This window comes from Devosia sp. MC532 (assembly GCF_016461625.1).
Classification (GTDB): Bacteria; Pseudomonadota; Alphaproteobacteria; order Rhizobiales; family Devosiaceae; genus Devosia.
Window position 1 is genome coordinate 126,751 of sequence record NZ_JAEMNZ010000002.1, and the last position, 20,004, is coordinate 146,754.

Consider the following 20,004-nt stretch of genomic DNA (forward strand, 5'->3'; position numbering starts at 1 on the left):
GTGCTCCGAGAGACTAGATGAGGCGAAGGAGGATGAGCGACAGGAACCCTAGCCCAATAAACAGGCAGAGTGGCGAATATACGCGCTTGTCGTTGAGACGGAAAATGGGTTCGGCGGTTATGGCTTGCCACTTCGGTGTGTAGCCAACGATACCGCGGGCCAGGAAGATCGCTGCAATGACGCCGCCGACGAGGTTGAGATTGGTGCCGCCACCGTCATGGTCGGCCATCGCGAGGGCGATGAAGGCCGCATAGAAGGTGCCGATGGCAACTGCCAAGGTCAGCAATGGGTTTGGCATTTTCTCAACGCCAGTAAAGCCGACGACGGTTTGCGCAAGTAGTTTGCGGTTCTTCAAGGGCCAAGATAGGCCGACGCCCCAGACGAAGTGGGAGACGGAGATCGCCAAGAGGGCGATACAAACAAAAGCGGCAATCAACATGCTCATGATCGGAATATCCTCGTGCCCAGAGTCTCGTGCTGCATCTGTGCGATGTCTGCGCAATAGGCTACCGAACCGATATCGTCCAGTGTTGCTGCCAAGCAAATTTCGGCCAATTTGAGAATTCTGGGTTCGAGGCTGGCCATGATGGCGAGGCCATCGTTTTGACCGATCGGGACGAGGCGCACGGCGACAGACACTTGGCTGTGCACTGTGCTGGTGAGGAAGGCGGTAGTTGTGGCTAGGGCGTCGATGCCGTGTGCACCGGCTGTTGCCCCTATCGCGATGGGATAGGGACAGGGTTTGGGCAGGGCGAGAGGGCTTTCGGTCGGCCAGGCGGCGCTCGCCAGCACGAAGGCGTTGCCGGTTAGGACCGTCTCGGCGTGGCGCTCCCGCGCTGGGGTGAGGGCCAGGCACAAGTCGGCCAAGTCGCGCAGTGTCGCCTGATCGGCATGAGACATGTGGGCGTGCGCGAGCAGGATCGCGTCGGTCTTGATGCTGCCGTGCTCGAGCGTTGCTGCTACCCATTCCTCTGTCGTGGCGCGATCTCTAACTGTGCCCTGCACAATGGCCGTTTCGAGACCAGCCGACCAAGCAAATGCGCCCACCGGGAAGGCCGGGGACAACCAAGTCAGGAGCTTTTGCAGGTCTGAGGTCATGAGCGTTTGGCGAGGAGGGCGTGGCCTGCATCGGCATGCGCGTGGCTGTGATAAGCGCCGTGCTCAGCGAAGAAGGGCTCGCTCACATTGGTGACTGTCGCGCCCAATCCTTCGAGCATGGTTTTGAGGACGTGGTCGCGCTGGATCAGGATGCGTGTTTCTTCAAGTTGGGCGGGGGTATGGCGATTGCCGATATGCCAGCCCAGACGGATGAGGTGGGTGGGGTCTTTGGCCCGAATTTCGTAGAGAAGTTCCTCGGCCGGAATAATGCTGACGGTGCGGCCGTCGTCCAGCAAGAGCAGGCTGGTGTGATCAAGGGTTGTGGTTTGCGGCAGGTCAATGAGGACTTCATCGCCTCCAGAGAGGCGCAACACCTTGCGCCGCAGGCGACGCTCAGCGTGTTCGAGCTTTATGCTGTCATAGGGCGGGGTGGCTGACGGATCGGATGCGATAATGTCGGTCACTCGGCGCATGAAGTTTCCTCGTCGTGAGCTAGCCGTTGAAGTACTTGCTCATCAGATAGGCTTGATAGACGAAATGCAGCCCAACGATCGTGAGATGGAGGGCGCGATTGCTACTGTAACATGCAATCAAAGCAACAATGATGCCAGTTCCGGCCTGCAGGGCATAACCATCGCCAAAGCGTGCACTGTAGACGCCGCCTTTGATGGCGTTGTCGATAACGTCGAAGATGGCGACGACGGCGAAGAGGCCGAAGAACCAACGGCGGCGTTTGAGGAAGAAGTCCTCGTAGCCAGAGTATTCAGAAATGTGGTCGGGGGCGAGAATGGTGGCGATGAGGACGAGCAGCATCGCATAGATGACGAGGAAGCCGGTGACGCCGAAGGTCCACTCGTGAACTGAGTAGAGGGAGAGTTCCCACCACCAGAAGAGCACCAGCTCGATGATCATGGAGAACACCCAGAGCATGTGCAGGAGTGAGGATCTTGCGCGCTTGGGGTGCTGAATGATGCCAGCGACGGTCATGATCAAACGGGCGAGACCCAGGCCGATCACTGTGCCGAGAAGTACTCGGACGTGAAGGAATATTTCGGAAGACGTCAAGTGTTCCATGGTTATCCTTGCGGCATGGCTCAATGCACGAGAGCTATATACCCAAGGACCAAGCCTAATGGCTTAGTATTGAACATTTATTATTTTGTCTGAGCGCTAGATTGTTTCAATCGCGTAGAAGAAGCTCACAATGGCCAAGCCCAGCATATGCAGCGTGATAATGGTGTAATGGACACGCCTCTTCTTCGATATCCATCCAGCGAGGCCTAGAACGATAAAGACGCCGCCAACAATCAGGTCGGCCGGTTCCAACTGTTCTTTTGGCGCTAGGAAGATTGTATCCAAGATATCAAAGACTTGGCTTGCGATGAAGAAGCCAAAGAACCAGTGGCGCCGCTCAATGAAGAATTCCTGGTAGCCACCATGGTCTGGTGCTCTGTCTGAGGTAAGCAGAGCCGTCTGCATATAGAGCACGATCGCATAGCCGACATAGAAGGCGAAATAGCCGAAGTTCCAATGCGGCAGCAGAACCAGTTCAATGTGGATATACCAGAATAGTGCCAGCTCAACGAGCATGGCGCCGAGCCATAGCAGGTGGAGCAGCGATCTGGTGTGGGTCTTCGGTGTTTGAATGATATTGGCGAAGGTGAGAAGGGTCCGGGTGATCCCCAGACCGATCACCATTCCAATCACGATGCGGGTATGAGCGAAGAGGTCGACAGTGTGGCTTTCTAAGTCCATCGCCTCCCCCTCCGGTTTTTATGGAGTGTTTACGACAGCGGTGCAGCTAAGGAGTGGGTCACTATCCTCATCCTGCATCAGGTCTCGCAAGGTCGCGTCATCCCCTGTGCTCCACCATTCATATGGACCGGCGACATATCGTGCCCCCGAGCCGGATAGGGTGGTGACCATCAGCAGATTGGCGCCATCTACCGGCACAATCGCGAGGAAGTTCGGCGCTGCGTTGATATATTGAACGGGCAAGGTGACGCCGTTTTCGCAGGCATAGCTGACCATTTTCCGGTCAATATCGCCTGCGGTATCAATGGAGATGGCCAGCGAAACGGCTGCAGTGTTCAGTGCGGGAGCGGTTAGTGCTGGCACTTCTTCTGGGGCTACAGCGTCCTGGCTTAGAACCGCGCCAGTGCTGGCCAAGATAAGGCCGATGGCCGAAATTATGCGTATCACTGTCACGGAACTCTCCAATCAAGCGGTTGATGCGAATAGCCCAATCACGGGCACACAATCATGGCTATTCGTGGATTAGGCAAGTTCAGTTTCGTCGACAAATATAGACTTCACCCGGGATAGGCTTTTCGTGCTCGAGACGGATCGTGTGATGCTGTTGGTCAAGGACCGCGAGCCCATTGGCGGCAAGGCAGGCTCGAATGTACTCAGACGAGTGGGCGAAACGCCCGCTTGAGCGGATGGCTATTTCCGGGGTGTCGGCGGCTTCGGTGGTGAAGACGAAGATGCCCTTTGGACTGAGTTTTGCGGCGACAGCTTGGAACAAGTCTTCGGCGGGGCCGATGTAGATGAGCAGATCAAGCGCGGCTATGAGGCCATAGCGCGATGCCAGATCCGCACTGGCTTTGAGAGTGTCGACACAGTCGCCCGTGGAGAGGGTTCGGTAGAGACCGCGTTCTGCGGCCTTCTCGATCATGCGGGGCGAGAGATCGACGCCGTCGATTGCTGCATACTTACCCTTGAGCGCCTCCGCGATGAGACCGGTACCGCAGCCCAGGTCGAGCACCGATGCGAAGGGGCTGTAGGGCGTTACGGCCTCGGCGACAATCTCGGGGATGCGGTAGTGCAGCGCGCCGGTCAGGTGCTGATCGAACATTGGCGCATAGCTGTCGAAGAGATTGGTGACATAGGTCCGATCTGGCTGGCGGGCGTCTGACAACGCCGACAGCATGTGGCGGGCATAGCTGTTGGCCGGGTTTTGCTTTGCGACGGAGCGGAAGAGCTTGAAGGCGTCGCTCGAGCGGTCTTGGGCGAGATAGGCGTCGGCCAGATCGCAGGAGATCTGCGGGTCTTTGGGGCGGAAGACGAGGGCGCGTTCCAGCGCCCTTTCAGCGGCTTTGAAATTGCCACGAGCGATGAGCGCGGTAGCCCAAGCGTGCAGCCGCATAGCATTGACAGGCCCGAGCGCAACAGCGCGTTCAAAGCAGGTTTCAGCAATGTCGAATGCCGTTGTTTGGAAGGCGACGCGGCCCATGATGTCATGGGCCTCAGTCAGCTCTGGTGCGATGCGGGTGAGCTCAAGGCTAAGGGGTGCGGCGCGCTTCCAATCATTGGCGGCGGTCAACTGTTGCAGCGCCGTGAGGAGTTCTTGGGCTCGCAGCGCCTGTACGGGATTCTTGGGGAATCCTTTGGACTTAGACATGGCGCACCTCCCTCGCAACGGCAGCAATGTGCGGCAGCGAGGGGGGAGTGTCAAACAGACTTAGAAGAGAAAATACCGTTGTGCCATAGGGAGTATTGTTGCGGGCTCGCAGGTGAGCAGGACGCCATCGGCCCGCACTTCATAGGTCTCAGGATGCACTTCGATGTTCGGGGTTGCGGTGTTGAGCTTCATCGCGGCTTTGCCGATGCCGCCGCGCGTGTTGGAGACCGGAAGAAGCTGTTTGTCGACGCCGAGGCGGTGGCGCAGCCCAGCGTCGTGTGCGGCTTGTGAGATGAATACGACCGAGGAGCGCGACGCTAACTTGCCGTAGGCGGCGAACATCGGGCGATAGTGCATCGGTTGCGGGGTCGGGATGGAGGCGTTTGGATCGCCCATGGGCGCTGCTGCAATCGAGCCGCCGAGCAGGATCATTTCAGGTTTGACGCCGAAGAAGGCTGGGTTCCAGAGGACGAGGTCGGCGCGCTTGCCAACTTCGATTGAGCCGATGTGGTGGCTCATGCCGTGGGCGATGGCTGGATTGATGGTGTATTTAGCGATGTAGCGGCGGACGCGATAATTGTCGTTATCGCCGGTTTCTTCCGGCAGGCGACCGCGCTGACGCTTCATTTTATCGGCGGTTTGCCAGGTGCGGATCAGCACTTCGCCGACGCGGCCCATGGCTTGGCTGTCGGAGGAAATGATCGAGAGTGCGCCCATGTCGTGCAGAATGTCTTCGGCCGCGATGGTTTCCTTACGGATGCGGCTTTCGGCGAAGGCGACGTCTTCCGGGATCGATTGATCGAGGTGGTGACACACCATGAGCATGTCGAGATGCTCGGCAATGGTGTTGACCGTGTAGGGACGGGTCGGATTGGTCGAGGAGGGAATGACGTTGGGCAGGCCCGCGACTTTGAGAATGTCCGGAGCGTGACCGCCGCCCGCGCCTTCGGTGTGGAAGGCGTGGATGGTGCGGCTTTTGAAGGCGCCGACCGTGTCTTCGACAAAGCCAGATTCATTGAGCGTATCGGTGTGGATCATCACCTGCACGTCGTAATCGTCAGCGACTGAGAGGCAATTGTCGATGGTGGCGGGGGTGGTGCCCCAGTCTTCGTGCAGCTTGAGGCAGGAAGCGCCGGAGAGGATCATTTCTTCGAGCGGGGCGGCAACGGCCGCATTGCCCTTGCCAGCGAGAGCAAGGTTCATCGGGAAGGCGTCGAAGCTTTCGATCATGCGTTCGATGTGCCAAGCGCCAGTGCACGTCGTGGCGAGCGTGCCATGAGCCGGGCCGGAGCCGCCGCCGAGCATGGTGGTGACGCCGCTCATCAGCGCTTCTTCGATCTGCTGGGGGCAGATGAAGTGGATATGGGCGTCCATGCCCCCCGCAGTGAGGATTTTACCCTCGCCGGCGATCGCCTCTGTTGAAGGGCCGATGATGATGTCTACGCCCGGCTGGGTGTCCGGATTGCCCGCTTTGCCAATGCCGGAGATGACGCCGTTCTTGAGGCCGACATCGGCTTTATAGATGCCGGTGTGATCGACGATCAATGCGTTGGTGATGACAGTATCAACGGCGCCCTGAGCGCGGGTGCGCTGCGATTGGCCCATGCCATCACGGATGACTTTACCGCCACCGAATTTGACCTCTTCGCCATAGGTGGTGAAGTCCTTCTCCACCTCAATGAAGAGTTCCGTATCCGCCAACCGGACTTTATCGCCGGTGGTCGGGCCGTACATGTCGGCATAGCTGGCGCGCGAGATACGTGCTGGCATTTTATGTCCCGTATGAGCCCGGAACAGAAGCTTCCCAAGGCTCAGATTGGCCGGTTTGGCGGCTGAAAACAAGAGAGCTGGCTTGCGCCAGCTCTGATTTAATTCACGGTCGTGTCTTTGAAGGTTTCGTAGAAGGTGATCGCTTCATCGATGATGTCGTCGAGCAGGGGCTCGCCCTGCGCGATGTGTGGGTCTTTGCGCTGGGTCGCGGCCACGAGTGCGGTGGAGAGCGTTTGGATGGCGTAGGCCTGCTTGCTTAACCCTTCGGCATGGGCCTTTTCGCCCTGCTGCTGGAAGGTCAGGAGCAGAGCGTCATATTGCTCGCGAGTGCACGCGGCCTTCGCTTCGCTCCACTTTTTGTGCCCGAGCCCTTCAGACACGGTGAGCGCTAGCGAGCCAATCATGGCCATGGCTTCGCCGTCGTTGAAGCCATTTTCCTTCAAGTCCTCGATCACGGCAATGAAATGACGCTTGAAGAACGCTTCTTTATTGTTTTCGTTGATTGTTTCCTGGGTCATTTTCTTTGCCGGTCGTGTGCAGCGCACATCGAGTTTAAGGAATTGGGCGTTTACAGTGCGCCCATGACGGATTGGCGAAAGCCATAGATTTTGCGGTCGCCGGAGATGGGCACGAGTTTGACCTCTCGCGCCTGTCCGGGTTCGAAACGCACAGCCGTGCCCGCTGGTATGTCGAGGCGCATGCCACGCGCCTGCTGACGATCAAACAGCAGCCTAGGATTCGTTTCGTAGAAGTGGTAGTGCGAGCCAACTTGGATGGGCCGATCACCCGCATTTGCAACTTCGAGGGTGATCTGCACTGCGCCACGATTGAGCTCAATCTCGCCGCTTGCAGGAATGACTTCACCGGGGATCATCAAGACTCCTTATGCAAATGCAAGCCACGCACCAGCGAATGCTGTGGCTGCGCCGACCAGACGCGTCGCAAGGGGAGCGGACAGTCGCGCAAACAACTGAGCGGCCCCAATACCGACGGCGTGCAAAATAGCAGTTGCGACAATAAAGCCTAGCGCGAATTGCGAAGCGCCAGCCGCACCCAATTCCCCACCATGTGCGTGGCCGTGGAAGAAGGCGAAGAAGGCGACAAGGCCTGCCACTGCGACTGGTGGAACGGGGAGGGCTAAGGCAATGCCGAGGCCGATGAAGATGACCGAGGCGAGAATGACCGGCTCAACCAAGGGGAGGGGCATGCCGAGGATAGCTGCGAGGAAGCCGAGCGCCATGGTGCCAACGAACGCGGCTGGAACGAGCCAGATGGCGCGACCTGATTGCTGGGCCGCCCACAAGCCAACGGCGACCATAGCCAGGATGTGGTCGAGGCCGAACAGAGGGTGACTGAAGCCGGCGGCGAAGGAGCCATGAGCCTCCGGGTCGAGATGGGCGAATGCCGGGACGGTGGCGATGGTTGTGGCGGCGAGGGCAAGAAGAAGGCGTTTGAGCATGGTACAGCCTTATCGGATGGGTTGATGCACGGTGACGAGCTTGGTGCCGTCGGGGAATGTCGCTTCGACCTGAATGTCATGGATCATCTCTGGAATGCCCTCCATCACCTGATCGCGGGTGATGACGTGAGCGCCCGCTTCCATGAGCTCCGAGACGGGGCGGCCATCGCGAGCGCCTTCGACCACGAAATCGGTGATCAGGGCGATCGCTTCGGGGTGGTTGAGTTTGACCCCACGCTCAAGTCGTCGACGCGCCACGATGGCAGCCATGGCAATGAGCAACTTGTCTTTTTCGCGAGGCGTGAGGTTCATGGGCGTTTCCTAGAGATGCCAAAGGCGGGGTAGGGTCCCGGTTGCGGCGAGAGCTGTGAGTATGGGAACGATGGTCCGGCGCAGTTCTATGCCTGAGGGCGCAGCCGCACGCAGGACGACGCGCTCGCCATTGGCCGATATGGCAGTGCGGCTGTGTGGAGGGATGAGCGCGCGGAGGCGGTCAGCAATACGCTCGGCTTCATCGCTGGTCTTGGTAATGTGTACAATCGAGGCGAAGGCGCGTGCTCCGGACAGGAGAGCGTTGGCATCGCGCTCTGCAGCTGTGCCGGTTAGTTTGGTGGCTTCGGCGTGGATCAGCCGACCACAGCGGTAGATACGCCAGTTGTCGGAGAGCTCGGCGTCGCGTGCATCTTCGCCCATCGCCTCGCGACCGAGCAACACCGCCTCAATAGCGGTGAGGGTCGCCCCTTCGGCAAGATGTATGTTGAGGCCGCGGGCGAGCTTGCTGGCTTCAAACAGGATCGTCTCTTGCGGGAGCCAATCGAGATGGGCGTTCTTGCCAACTTCAAGAGTGGTCTGGATACGGGCCGTCTGGCCGGTGGAGCGATAGCTGCGTTCGCAGGCTTGGGTGGTCAGGACAAGGTGACCTGCTGCTTCGACCGACGCTGACCATTCAATTTGGTCGCCTCCGGTGATGCCGCCAGCGGTGTTAATGAGCACGGCCTCTAGAGAATGTGAACGGGTTCTGGGGAGGCGGATCTTGGCGCAGCCATCTTGGAACAGGCTGGCTAAGTGCGTGCGCCCGCTGAATTGTTTCGTTGAGACCCGGCCAGTGCCGCGGGCTCGCTGAAGGCCAGCATAGATCAGTTTTTCTGACGTGATCGCACCCATCGGAACGTTTCTGTCGCACTTCCATTTGTCGGACGAGCAAGAGCTCTTGTACGAAACACCATACAGGACACTAAAATGCATATGAAATCGGCAATTTCAATTTTTGCACTAACTGTTGGCATGATGGTCGTTCCAGCGATGGCGCAAGACGCCAAGACCATCTCTGGTAATCCCGTGATTGAAGGCGATGTGGCTGCTGTGCAGGCCAAATGCGATGAGATCGCCCTAGCCGCTGGTGGATCTTCCGAAATGAACGCGACTGAAAACAATACTCTGAGCGACGCTGCCGCTGGTGGTGTTGCGAATGTGGAGCCAACGGGTGGCGACAAGCCAGCCGCTGAAGGTTTGGCTCAGGCCACGACCACGATCGATCTTAGCGTGATCACTCTTGAGCAGTGCAAGGAAGGTGGTTGGGTTAAGTAACCCATCACACTCCGCTAAAAGCGCCCGGTTTCGACCGGGCGTTTTTATTGGTGCCTGCACTGACGACGTATTGCGGAAACCGCTGCGGGGCGTGGCGTTCGGATTTATCCCAAGCCCCGAGCAAATTAGGCTGGCGATCTGACGGCCTTACGAAGGTGGAGTGAGCGAGGCTGACGCTCCTTGCTCACTTCCCAGGAGCGCGAAGTTTCAACTTCGCGCTCTTTTTCAAGGGCTTGGCTAAGTAAGGAATTAAATAGTTCTATTTTGAAATATAGTGAAAATAACGGCGTTACTATTTGGAATCTGTGTTTTCTAGATTATGGTCGCGTGATGCAACATAAGTATTCATGCGGATTTATCCGTATAGCGTGTTTCGCGCTTACGGGAGTTGATCATGACGAAAATGGGCATTGCCCTACTGTCTGCGGCGCTGATGGTAGGATCGGTTATTCCGGCACATTCTCAGGGACTTTTGGGAGGTCTTCTTGGTGGCGGCGGAAGTGATAGCGGTGGCGGTGGCTTGCTCAGCGGTGTCACGGACACACTGAGCTCGGTCACTGAGACTGTTACCGGCGGTTTGGGCGGAGGCGGAGGCTCCAGTTCGGACTCAAGTAGCGGCCTTAATGTTGGCGGTCTCGTCGGCGTCAGCTCTGGCTCTGCAGACACGGGCGCTTTGGTGGACATTGGTCTTGGCGGCGGCGGTGGCGGCTTGCTCGACGCCAATGTTGGCAATGGTGCCGTTACGGCCAATGTGAACACCAGCGGTGGCATCAATGCCAATGTTGGTCTGGGTGGAACAACGCTTGTCGACGTTGGTCTGCTTGGACCGGACGTGGTGAGCATCGGTATCCTTCCGGGTGGCCCAGGAGGTCCTGGTGGTCCTGGCGGGCCGGGTACTCCCGGCAATCCCGGCAATCCGGGCGCACCTGGTGCTGGTGGCGGTATGCAGGTCATCAACTTTGGTGCGCTTGGCGCAGGAGGTCGAAACGGTAGCGGCGGCCCCGCTGCTGCAGGGATCGTTTGCAATGGCGTTTCGAGCGCTCAACTCGCGCAGATGATGCAGGGCACTAAGTTTGACGGTTGGAACCGGGCGAGCAATGTGCAGGTGCAGAAGGTCAATGTCTGTCCAGAACTGCGCAACTGGCTGAAGTCGGCCATGGCCCAGACAGGCATGGCCCCAAATCTTCAATATGCAGTTTCGGGTGATGCATTGCTCAATGCTTCGCTCAGCCGAACCTCGCACAAGCCAGACAGAGTGTTTGCAGTTCATCGCAATGGCTCGCAGCTGACGATGTTCGTTTATTAAAACAGCAAAACAGCAGCAAAAGAGGGTCGGCCTGTGGCCGGCCCTTCTCGGTTTTGTGGCCTTCAAAAAGGCAGCACAAAGCGCAGGAAATAGGCAGCAAAAGATTTTCGCGGCGATTTTGTTTGAAAATGCTTGCACAGGTTCAGAGCCTAGGTTTTTCTGATGGCGCACTAACCTTTTGGCCAATGGCGTGCAGGGCAATGAGCATGTAGCACTTGCCTCCACTGAGTTTTCAGTTACCCGGCTCGGGTGATAAGGGCGCCCGGGCTTAACGCCCCGATTTGTTCAACGGAGGGAACGGGAACAGATCGGGGCGGGTTTTCTTGAAAACCAAAATCATCCTCACTTCTCAAACTCGCGCAGCCAGCACTTGCGTCTGCCTCGTCAGGGCATGAGAATAGCCGACCTGTTTCGGGGGAGGGTAAGTTTCGTGGCCGATACCAGTGCAATTGTGGGCGGTGGCCCCAAGAAGGTGCTCTATACGCTCTCAACCATCGGCAAGATGGGGGTGGGCAAAGCCACCAAGGCACTGACGGCCAAGAACACCTGCAAGGCTTGCGCCTATGGCATGGGTGGCCAGCACGGCGGCATGACCAACGAACTCGATGAGTTTCCATCGGTTTGCAACAAGAGTGTGCAGGCGCAGTCGACCGATATCCAGCCCGCCATTCCACATCCAATATTTGAACACAGCATTGCTGAGTTGGGCGAGCTGACCGGCAAAGAAATGGAACATCTGGGGCGTTTGGGGATGCCGTTGTTCCGTCGCGCCGGATCAGACAGGTTTGTCCCGATCGATTGGGACACTGCGCTTGAGCATGCAGCACACCGTTTGGCCGAGACCGACCCGCGTCGCACCTTCTTTTATTCGTCCGGCCGCAGCTCGAATGAGGCGGGGTTCCTGTTCCAATTGCTGGCGCGGGCCTATGGGACCAACAATGTCAACAATTGCTCCTATTATTGCCATCAGGCGACCAGCGAGGGCCTTGCGACGACAATCGGCAAGGGCACGGCAACCGTTGAATTAGAGGATTTGACCGGGACCGATTTGATCTTTGTCATCGGGGCCAATCCATCGTCTAACCACCCGCGCTTTATTCATATGCTCAAGAACTGCCGCGAGCGGGGCGGGCAGGTGATTGTGATCAACCCGGCCAAGGAACCGGGGCTGGTCAAGTTTGCGGTGCCGAAATCGCCGATGTCCATGCTCAAGGGCGGGAGCGATATTGCGTCAGACTATTTGCAGCCGCGCATCGGCTCGGACATTGCGCTGTTCAAGGGACTGGCCAAGGCCGTGCTTGAGCAGGGGACCGAGGACGCGGATTTTATCCGAGCCCATAGCGCCGAGTTCGAGATTTTCAGGAGCGATCTTGAGGCGCTGAGCTGGGACGAGATCGTTTCGGCCTGTGGGATTGCACGAGAAGAGATTGAACGTGTGGCGGCCAATTATGGCCGGGCCAAACACGCGGTTTTTGCCTGGGGCATGGGGATGACCCACCATGTTCACGGTGTTGCCAATGTTGAGGCGATTTCAAATCTTGCTCTGGTGCGCGGCATGTTGGGCAAACGCTTCGCGGGCCTGTTGCCACTGCGCGGGCACTCCAATGTGCAGGGCATCGGCACGATTGGTGTGAAGCCTGTTTTGGCCAAGGATGTGTTGGCCAAGATGGAAGAGGCTTTTGGCGTCACCTTCCCTGAGGAGAAGGGTCTCGACACCATGGCTTGCATGAAGCGCGCCGAGGCGGGGGAGATTGATGCTGCTGTGATTATGGGCGGCAATCTGTGGGCGGCGACGCCAGACACAGCATTTTCCAGCCGGGCCATGGGCAATATAGGGTTCAAGCTGTTTCTGACCACGACGCTCAATCAGGGCCATGTTCATGGGCTGGGCGACGGTGAGGTGATGATCTTGCCGGTAACGGCGCGCGACGAAGAATGGGAACCGACAACGCAAGAGTCGATGTTCAACTTCGTTCGCCTCTCGGATGGCGGCATTGAACGCATCGAGACAGTGCGCCCAGAAAGCTGGATTTTGGGGCAGTTGGGTCAGCGGATATTGCCGGGCAGTCCAATTGATTTTGACGGCTTTTCCAAGCACAGCAAAATTCGCGACGCCATTGCGGCCATTGTTCCGGGCATGGAGGGCTTGGCCGATATCGATGTCGCCAAGCGCGAATTCCATATTCAGAACCGGGTCATGCACACGCCCAGTTTCGGCACGGTGGATGGCAAAGCCCATTTTGTGGTGACGCCAATTCCACAGATGAGGCCAGATCAATTGATGCTCGCGACAGTGCGGAGCGAAGGCCAGTTCAATTCCATTATCTATGAGGAAGAGGATAGCTATCGCGGCAAGGCGGGGCGCTATTCGGTGTTTCTCAATGCGCAAGACATGGCGCGTTTTGGCGTCCGCGAGGGGGAGCGAATTGCCGTTTCATCAGAGGCCGGAGAGATGGTTGGCATTGCCACCAGCTTTGATCTGCCCGTTGGCAGCGCTATGGCGTACTACCCCGAGGCCAATGTGCTGGTGGGAACGGAAGTAGATCCGCGTAGCAAGACGCCTGCGTTCAAGTCGGTTCCGATTAGCATTCGATCTATATTGTAGAGAAAGAGTTCAGTAGCGCAGATAATCATTTGTACTGTTTTGATGTTTTTTGATTTTTGTTTCTAAATTTATTTACATAAGTCGGTCACGCTGGCTCCATCGGAGGGTCTGTTGAACGACGTTTCAAACAAGCAGCTGGTAGAGCTCGCCCGAGAGTGTTGGGACCATGGACGTGTTGGCCGCTCGTTCGAGGGGCTGGAGCAAGCGCGCGTGTTGCTGACCCAGGCCCAAGCTGCAGGCGACCTCGAGGCTGAGGCGGAATGCAACCGGTGTATCGGATGGTTCTGCTTGCAGCTCGGCTATCCTCACGAAGGCGTGCAGGCCGCTGACGCAGCCCGCAATTACTTCTCGCAGACGGAGAACGACTGGGGACATGCCCTGTCTCTGGCGGTTTACTCGTGGCTGATTTTGGAATTGGGCCTGAGCGACATTAGCTTTGAGATCGCCAGTGAGGCTGTGGTTATCGCCTCGCGAACGGCTGATCCTGCACTTCATGCTTTCACGCTGAATTGTAAGGCCGTAGCGCTGGTCGTCTGCAATGAGAGAACCTTGGCATCGCAAATGCTGAAAGAGGCGCTTGATCTCGCCTATGCTTCCGGCGACGAGAGCACGATTGCCCTGACGTTGGTCAACGGATCTTACGCCACCCTCTCGGCAATATTGGTCGCCGACAAGATCGATCCCGGTATGAATGGCGAGCAGGTCATAGATGATGCGACCAAAACCCTAAGGGCGGCCGCCGATGTGTCGCGGGCCGCCGGTGACCTCTGGAATTTGTCGGTGGCGCTGTGTAACAGTGCAGAGCTGTTGGCCTATTGCGGCCATTTCGACCGGGCGCTGAAAGATTTAGTGGAAGCTGAGACCTTGCCTGGCAAGCATGGCCCGCGAGCGCGAACGCATATGCTCTACACAAGGGGCGAAGTGTTTCGGAATATGGGGCGCATTGACGAGGCGCTTGCCGCTTATGTCGAGTCCGAGCGGATCGCATCGCAACATTCCATCAGTGATCAGATCGTTCAAAGCTTGCAACGCTTGGCTGATATTTGGGAGCTCAAGGGCGATTTCGCACGCGCCTTGTCGTTCCATCGCAGCTTTCATGCTGCCTATATCCGGCAGAGCGATGATCGGACGCGGCAACGCGCTGTCGTGGTCGATATGCAGTTGACGAACGACAAATTGCGCAAGCGAACGGAAGAGCTCGAGATGCAGGCGGGTGTCGATCCGCTCACGGAGATTCCGAATAGGCGTGCGTTTAACAGTGCCTTCGACACGATGGGGCATGCAAAATCGTCCTTGGCGATACTCGACATCGACCACTTCAAACTCGTCAACGACCAATACTCGCATATTGTCGGGGATGAGGTTCTGCGCAGGGTTGCACAACTGCTGCGCACGATCGATCCGGACATGCGGCCTTACCGCATCGGGGGGGAAGAGTTCGGACTGCTATTTCCAAATGTGTCGTTGGAAGCTGCGGCGCCACTTGCCTGGCAAATTACGGCCGCTGTGCGGGAGACGGACTTTAGTGATCTGGCCCCGGGATTGAAGGTGACGGTGAGTATTGGCTTGGTTGAGACGGGCATTTTGAGCGGGCCACAGCTGCTGGCAGAGGCGGACAGGCGGCTCTATGTTGCCAAGAAGGCCGGGCGTGATCAGGTCATTGCCGATGGCCGGTCGTCCGTCGCCGCGCTGCCGGCGGAGTAGTGCCCGCTGTCACGCGGGCACTGGGATTGTTGCTAAGCGAAGTTTTCGACGAGCTTTGCGGCCTCTTGTTTGAGGCGTGCGAGATCGTCCTCCGTGAAGCCTTCGTGTGGCTCGTAGTCCAAGAGAACCAGTGCGCCGAGCGGGGTGGTGCCGTTGGCGACCGTTAACGGGACCGCGGCGTAGAAGTCTATGCCGTTGGTCACCAGATATGAGTTGTCGCCGATGCGCTCGTCCGGCGTTGCTGCGTGGACGATCAGTGGAGCGTTGTCGGCAACAACCAGCTGGGTGAGTTTGGCAGCATCGCCATCGTCGAGGTGACGGTCATCGTCGATCAGATTGATGAGCGCTGCCGGAACTCCAAAGCGCTCGGCTATCGCGTCGAGTTCCTGACCCAGAGCATCATCACCGCGACCAAGTCCGGCGAAGGGTTGCGGTACCTCTTCCCAAGGCTCGATGCTTTTTGGTGTTGCGACTTCCGAGATGCCATCTACGGCGCTGTGGAAGTCGCGGTAGACGTTATCGACATGGAGCGATTCTGCGGTTTCGTCGGCGGCAAGCGCATTGGTGACGATAGCGATGAGGCGCACATTGGGGCTCATGCGGCGAATACGGCGAGCGACATAGCGGCATTGAGCGCGCACATCGCGTCCCATGAACACCAGTACGAGGGTTTCGACCGGATCGAGGTCTAGCCGGCCAATGGATTCCTGACGGATGGCGCCGGGAGGAAGAATGGTGGCGGGAATGGTCCGCTCAGCCAGCTCTAGGCCGATGAGGCGTGCGGCCGCTTCGTCAATTTCGGTGCGGCCGCCGACGATGAGGACGGAGGCATTATCGGCAAACTCGTGCTCGAAGACGTCGGCGATGACGGTTTCAAATGAGGTGATGAGCTGGCGACGCTGGGGCAGGGACTCTGGGCGATCTGATAGCTCGGTTGTTCCCAGACGCAGTGCCGGAAGCATGACATCGGCGATGAGTGCGGCGCGGCCATTTTCTTCGAGATAGTCGTCGCTGAGATCAATCGCGTCTTCGGTGTCGCCCTTAAGCATGCGCTGGTAGAGGCGTTCGGCGGGCGAGAGCACGGGTTCACTGCCGAGAAGGGTTTCGAGGAATTGGAACTGCGGCAGGTGTCGCCCGATCACGACGAGACAGACGGTCATGGGCGTTGCGAGGATCAGGCCTACAGGACCCCAGAGCGTGGCCCAGAACATGGCGGAGAGCAGAATGGCGAGCGGGGAAACGCCCGTACTTGTGCCATAGAGGCGCGGTTCGATGACGTTGGCGGTGGTGAGGTCGATGATGAGGAAGAGACCGACCGACATCAGCAGCATGTTCCAGCCCGGATCGACCGCGAAGGCGAGAGCGAAGGGGAGCACGGCAACGATCAGCGCGCCAACGAAAGGGATGTAACGGAACAGCACGATCATCATGCCCCACAGAGGGGCGCTCGGCACACCGATGAGCCAGAGGCCAATGCCAAAGATGACGCCATAGGTGATGTTCACGCACAACTGGATGATGAGATAGCGGCCAACGCGACGGCTGGCGTCGGTGATGGCGAGGTTGGTGAGCGAGTAGCGACCGGCGCTGACAAGGCGAATGAAGCGATCTTGCAGATCAGCACGGCCCACTAACAGGAAGATCAGGAAGACGGTGACGATGGCAATGGTCGCGACAGGGCCAACGATGGAGCCCATCACCGAGGTGACGATGCTGAGGGGGCCTAGTTCATTGGAGATGGAGACCGGGATCGGCTTCATCTGGCCGGTGACGGCTGGCGCGTCGCTACTGCCGCCGAAGCCGGCGCCGATATTGGAGATCATACCATTGAACTGATCCAGCCATGTCAGGCCGCTGAACTGGCTTTGCAGGCCTTCGATTTTGCCTTGAATGGTCTGGCGATAGCCGGGGAGTTCTTGCGCCAGATGGGCGATTTGCGAGCCTGCGAGGAGCGCAAAACCGGCCAAAAGGGTCATGGCCAAAAGGACGGCCAAAATCACCGCGACAGGGTCGGGAAGACCCAGTCTGCGGTTGAGCATGGACACGACCGGATTGAGAGCAAAAGCGAGAAGGATCGCCAAAACCAGAGGAACAAAAATGCCTGCGCCGAAGAAGAGCAAAGCGGCGATGAGGCAGAAAGTGGCGACACTTTCAAAAGCGGAGGGGCGACGTGAATGCGTCGCGGGAGGCGGTAGAAGTTCTGACATGCTGACAATCCTTAAGTGTCAGCATAACAAAGGCGTGATGACTTCGTTCCGCCTAATCTAAGTCAATTCTGGCGCACCGAGCAGAAGTGATCGGTGCGCCAGATTGGCGTTTTACTCGGCGGCTTCTGGGCCGACGGTGAGAATTGTTGGTGTGATGCCAAAGATGCGTTTAGCCACGGCCTGTACGCGTTCCGGGGTGACGGCCTCAATCAGCTCGGTGCGGGTGTCGACGTAATCGAGGGGCAGGTTCAGCAATTGGTTGCTGACCATGGTGCCGACAAGACCGCCGGTGGACCCCAGATTGTTGATGGCGTAGGAGCCGATCAGATAGCGCTTATAGAGATCGACCTGCTCTTGGGTCGGGCCCTCTTCGGCGATCTGCTTGAAGATGTCATTGATCACCGTTTGCGCTTCGGCCGCGTTTTGTGGCTCGGTGGAGGTGCCGAAGGTGATGAGGTTGGAATAGCGGAAATTGGCAAGGCCGCCGCTCACGCCATAGGACAGGCCGCGCTTTTCACGCACTTCGGTGTTGAGGATGGAGCTGAGCCCACCACCCGCCAGCATCTCGACGAGGACCTGAGCTGGGTAATAGTCCGGGTCTTCGATGGCGATGCCGGGATAGGTGATGCGCAGGCTCGTTTGAGGGAGCGGGTATGCCACGGCGAGAGTTTCGCCAATGTTCACCTCGGCCGTTGCAACCGTCGGCAGCGTGCTCTTTTCAGGCAGTGCGCCAAAAGCCTTATCGATGATCGCGCCGGCCTCAGCTTCGGTCACGGCGCCGATGATGCCGATCTTGAGCGTGTCGCGCGAGAGACCAGCCTTGTAAAAGGCGCGCAGGTCTTCTGGCACAATCGCGGTCAGCGTTTCCTCGGTGCCGATGGTCGGGCGAGCATAGGGGTGGTCGCCATAAATGGCGGTGTTCCACAAAAGCGAAGCGCGATAGCTCGGGTCTTCGGCACTGCGTCGAATGTTTTCAATGGCGATGCGGCGCACGCGATCGAGATCGTCTTGCGCGAACCGAGGCTCGTTGAGCACTTCGGCCATGAGCGCAAAAGCCTCGTCGGCGTGGTCGCTCGTGGTGCGGGCGCTTCCCCAGAAGTAATCCTTGTCGGCAGATAGCTGGAGATCAAGCCCTACCTCTTCGACCTTGGCGGCGAGTTGGTTTGGATCAAGCTGCGCGGTAGCTTCGGTCATGACAGCGGCGGTAAGGCCGGCCACGCCCGCTTTTTCCGCAGGCTCCTTGGTCGCTCCGGCTTCAAATGCGAAGGACATGGAGATGATGGGGAAGGTCTGATCTTCCACCATCCATGCGGAGATGCCGCCAGGCGTGGTGAACTGCTTGAACTTTGATTCAGCGACAGCCGGGAGTGTGAGCGTGCCCAGCAAAACGGGGGCGAGCACGGCGGCGAGACGGACAGATTTGGTCATTGGGAAGGCGATCACTGCACTGTCTCCTCGGTTGCTGGGGCCAGGCTTGGGGCAGGCTCTGCGGGCGCAGGGGCCTCACCGGTTGCAGCTGGCGCCTTAGGCAGGAGATAGCCCGTGACGGAGATTTCGGGGCGCAGGTATTTGGCGACGACAGCCTGAATATCGGCCGAGGTGACGGCGCGGATCTGGTTGGGGCGGTTGTTGATCTCGTCGATGGTCATGCCGTTGATGAGCCAGGAACCATAGTAATTGCCCACGCCCGCAGCGCTATCGAGGCGGAAAATCATATTGCGCAGATAGCGGTTTTTGACGCGATCCAGTTCGGCATCGGTGACGCCGCTCTCGATGATTTTTTCGATTTCGCCATAGGCTTTGGCTTCGAGCGCCTTGAGGTCGATGCCCTGTTGGGGCGAAGCGGTCAGGCTGAACGTGCCATAGTCGAAAGCGCCCCCGTCGTAAAAGGTCGCGGCGTAAGAGGCGTCGCTTGAATTGATATAAAGTTCCTGATTGAGACGGCTGAGCGTGCCGGTGCTCAGGATGGCGCTGAGAACGTCGAGTGCCTCCGCTTCGCCCGGCTCTGCCGTGCGGTAAGAGGGCACAATCCAAGACTGAACAAAGCTTGGCGTTGATACGCGGTCATCCAAAAGGGTCACCGTGCGCGTGGTCTCTTGGGTAGGCTCTTGCGGGCGAACGCGCTCCGGCAGGTCTGGCCCGCGCGGAACTTTGCCATAGGTCTCTTCGGCCAGCTTGAGTGCTGCATCTGGTGTCACGTCTCCAGCAATCACAACGATTGCATTGTTGGGAGCATAGAACCGCTCATAGACCCCGAGGGCATCTTCTTGATCGAGCTGCGCGATCTCGTGCGCCCAGCCGATGATGGGAATGCGATAGGGGTGGTTCTGGAAGAGGGTGGCGTCGATCTCTTCGCTCAGAACACTGCCGGGATCAAAGTCGACGACCTGACGACGCTCGTTTTCGACAACAGAGCGCTCGGAGGCGATCACCTCCTCGGGCAGAAGCAGATTGCGCATGCGGTCGGCCTCGATCTCCATGATCTGTGGCAGCACATCGGCGGGCACGGTCTGGAGATAGGCGGTGGTGTCATAGGTGGTGAAGGCGTTGTGGTCGCCGCCGGATTCGCTGACCAAACGATCGAGTGTGCCACCGGGGAATTTCTCGGTGCCTTTGAACATCAGGTGTTCGAGGAAGTGGGCAATGCCGGACTGACCAACCGGATCATCGGCTGAGCCAACTTTGTACCAAGCCGTTTGCGTGACGACGGGAGCGCGGTGATCGGGAATCACCACCAGCTGTAGGCCGTTATCCAGCGTGTAATGACTGATATCGGGAACGATCTGGAGATCTTCGGCAAATGCCGGAGACACCAGAAAAACAGAGATTAGGGGCCAGGATATGGTCCTGTTCATTGACTTATAA

General features: G+C 58.3%; 20 protein-coding genes. 4 read left to right on the plus strand and 16 right to left on the minus strand.

All coding sequences use genetic code 11. The features are described 5' to 3' along the window. Positions 1 to 13: 13 nt before the first annotated feature. The 13 genes from JHC09_RS03590 to JHC09_RS03650 form a co-directional block, all read right to left on the minus strand. Positions 14 to 445 carry a DUF3995 domain-containing protein gene (locus tag JHC09_RS03590; RefSeq protein WP_199530852.1) on the minus strand — a complete coding sequence of 144 codons (432 nt, stop codon included), beginning with the start codon at positions 443 to 445 and terminating at the stop codon, positions 14 to 16. Next, positions 442 to 1,098, minus strand: a complete 657-nt coding sequence (locus JHC09_RS03595; RefSeq protein WP_199530853.1) for an urease accessory protein UreF — start codon at positions 1,096 to 1,098, stop codon at positions 442 to 444. Before JHC09_RS03595 ends, JHC09_RS03590 begins: the two co-directional genes overlap by 4 nt. Next, positions 1,095 to 1,571, minus strand: a complete 477-nt coding sequence (locus JHC09_RS03600) for an urease accessory protein UreE (protein ID WP_199530854.1) — start codon at positions 1,569 to 1,571, stop codon at positions 1,095 to 1,097. Before JHC09_RS03600 ends, JHC09_RS03595 begins: the two co-directional genes overlap by 4 nt. 19 nt (positions 1,572 to 1,590) lie before the next feature. Next, positions 1,591 to 2,172 carry a hypothetical protein gene (locus tag JHC09_RS03605; protein ID WP_199530855.1) on the minus strand — a complete coding sequence of 194 codons (582 nt, stop codon included), beginning with the start codon at positions 2,170 to 2,172 and terminating at the stop codon, positions 1,591 to 1,593. Between the two features lie 96 nt (positions 2,173 to 2,268). After that, a complete protein-coding gene (locus JHC09_RS03610) occupies positions 2,269 to 2,853 on the minus strand; it encodes a hypothetical protein (protein WP_169195108.1) in 585 nt (194 codons plus the stop codon). 18 nt (positions 2,854 to 2,871) lie between these two features. After that, on the minus strand, positions 2,872 to 3,306 hold the full coding sequence (locus JHC09_RS17155; RefSeq protein ID WP_199530856.1) for an MliC family protein: 435 nt from the start codon (positions 3,304 to 3,306) through the stop codon (positions 2,872 to 2,874). 79 nt (positions 3,307 to 3,385) lie between these two features. Next, positions 3,386 to 4,501, minus strand: coding sequence for a methyltransferase domain-containing protein (locus tag JHC09_RS03620; protein ID WP_199530857.1), 1,116 nt, complete (start codon positions 4,499 to 4,501; stop codon positions 3,386 to 3,388). A gap of 60 nt (positions 4,502 to 4,561) precedes the next feature. Next, positions 4,562 to 6,271: an urease subunit alpha gene (gene ureC, locus JHC09_RS03625; RefSeq protein WP_199530858.1), complete on the minus strand. Its 1,710-nt coding sequence runs from the start codon at positions 6,269 to 6,271 to the stop codon at positions 4,562 to 4,564. A 98-nt stretch (positions 6,272 to 6,369) separates the two neighbouring features. Beyond that, positions 6,370 to 6,789, minus strand: a complete 420-nt coding sequence (locus JHC09_RS03630) for a hypothetical protein (RefSeq protein ID WP_169195112.1) — start codon at positions 6,787 to 6,789, stop codon at positions 6,370 to 6,372. A 50-nt stretch (positions 6,790 to 6,839) separates the two neighbouring features. Then, a complete protein-coding gene (locus JHC09_RS03635; RefSeq protein ID WP_199530859.1) occupies positions 6,840 to 7,145 on the minus strand; it encodes an urease subunit beta in 306 nt (101 codons plus the stop codon). 9 nt (positions 7,146 to 7,154) lie between these two features. Continuing rightward, a complete protein-coding gene (locus JHC09_RS03640) occupies positions 7,155 to 7,730 on the minus strand; it encodes a HupE/UreJ family protein (RefSeq protein WP_199530860.1) in 576 nt (191 codons plus the stop codon). A 9-nt stretch (positions 7,731 to 7,739) separates the two neighbouring features. Next, a complete protein-coding gene (locus JHC09_RS03645) occupies positions 7,740 to 8,042 on the minus strand; it encodes an urease subunit gamma (RefSeq protein WP_169195115.1) in 303 nt (100 codons plus the stop codon). A 9-nt stretch (positions 8,043 to 8,051) separates the two neighbouring features. Further along, complete coding sequence (locus JHC09_RS03650; RefSeq protein ID WP_349236507.1) at positions 8,052 to 8,723, minus strand: urease accessory protein UreD; 672 nt, start codon at positions 8,721 to 8,723, stop codon at positions 8,052 to 8,054. Positions 8,724 to 8,969: 246 nt separating this feature from the next. Between JHC09_RS03650 and JHC09_RS03655 the strand changes: the two genes are divergently transcribed. From JHC09_RS03655 to JHC09_RS03670, 4 genes are all read left to right on the plus strand, one after another. Then, positions 8,970 to 9,317, plus strand: coding sequence for a hypothetical protein (locus JHC09_RS03655; protein ID WP_199530862.1), 348 nt, complete (start codon positions 8,970 to 8,972; stop codon positions 9,315 to 9,317). Positions 9,318 to 9,711: 394 nt separating this feature from the next. Then, positions 9,712 to 10,623 (plus strand): hypothetical protein, encoded by a 912-nt coding sequence (locus tag JHC09_RS03660; RefSeq protein WP_199530863.1) that lies wholly within the window; start codon positions 9,712 to 9,714, stop codon positions 10,621 to 10,623. 430 nt (positions 10,624 to 11,053) lie between these two features. Then, a complete protein-coding gene (locus JHC09_RS03665) occupies positions 11,054 to 13,228 on the plus strand; it encodes an FdhF/YdeP family oxidoreductase (RefSeq protein WP_349236508.1) in 2,175 nt (724 codons plus the stop codon). Positions 13,229 to 13,339: 111 nt separating this feature from the next. Then, positions 13,340 to 14,932 carry a GGDEF domain-containing protein gene (locus tag JHC09_RS03670; protein WP_199530864.1) on the plus strand — a complete coding sequence of 531 codons (1,593 nt, stop codon included), beginning with the start codon at positions 13,340 to 13,342 and terminating at the stop codon, positions 14,930 to 14,932. Between the two features lie 32 nt (positions 14,933 to 14,964). Here the strand turns inward: JHC09_RS03670 and JHC09_RS03675 are convergent, their stop codons facing one another. The 3 genes from JHC09_RS03675 to JHC09_RS03685 all read right to left on the minus strand — a co-directional run bounded on the left by JHC09_RS03675 (position 14,965) and on the right by JHC09_RS03685 (position 19,994). Next, positions 14,965 to 17,139 (minus strand): AI-2E family transporter, encoded by a 2,175-nt coding sequence (locus JHC09_RS03675; RefSeq protein WP_199530865.1) that lies wholly within the window; start codon positions 17,137 to 17,139, stop codon positions 14,965 to 14,967. A 111-nt stretch (positions 17,140 to 17,250) separates the two neighbouring features. Then, on the minus strand, positions 17,251 to 18,582 hold the full coding sequence (locus JHC09_RS03680; protein WP_199530866.1) for a pitrilysin family protein: 1,332 nt from the start codon (positions 18,580 to 18,582) through the stop codon (positions 17,251 to 17,253). Continuing rightward, positions 18,579 to 19,994 (minus strand): pitrilysin family protein, encoded by a 1,416-nt coding sequence (locus tag JHC09_RS03685; protein ID WP_199530867.1) that lies wholly within the window; start codon positions 19,992 to 19,994, stop codon positions 18,579 to 18,581. Before JHC09_RS03685 ends, JHC09_RS03680 begins: the two co-directional genes overlap by 4 nt. Positions 19,995 to 20,004 lie beyond the last annotated feature (10 nt).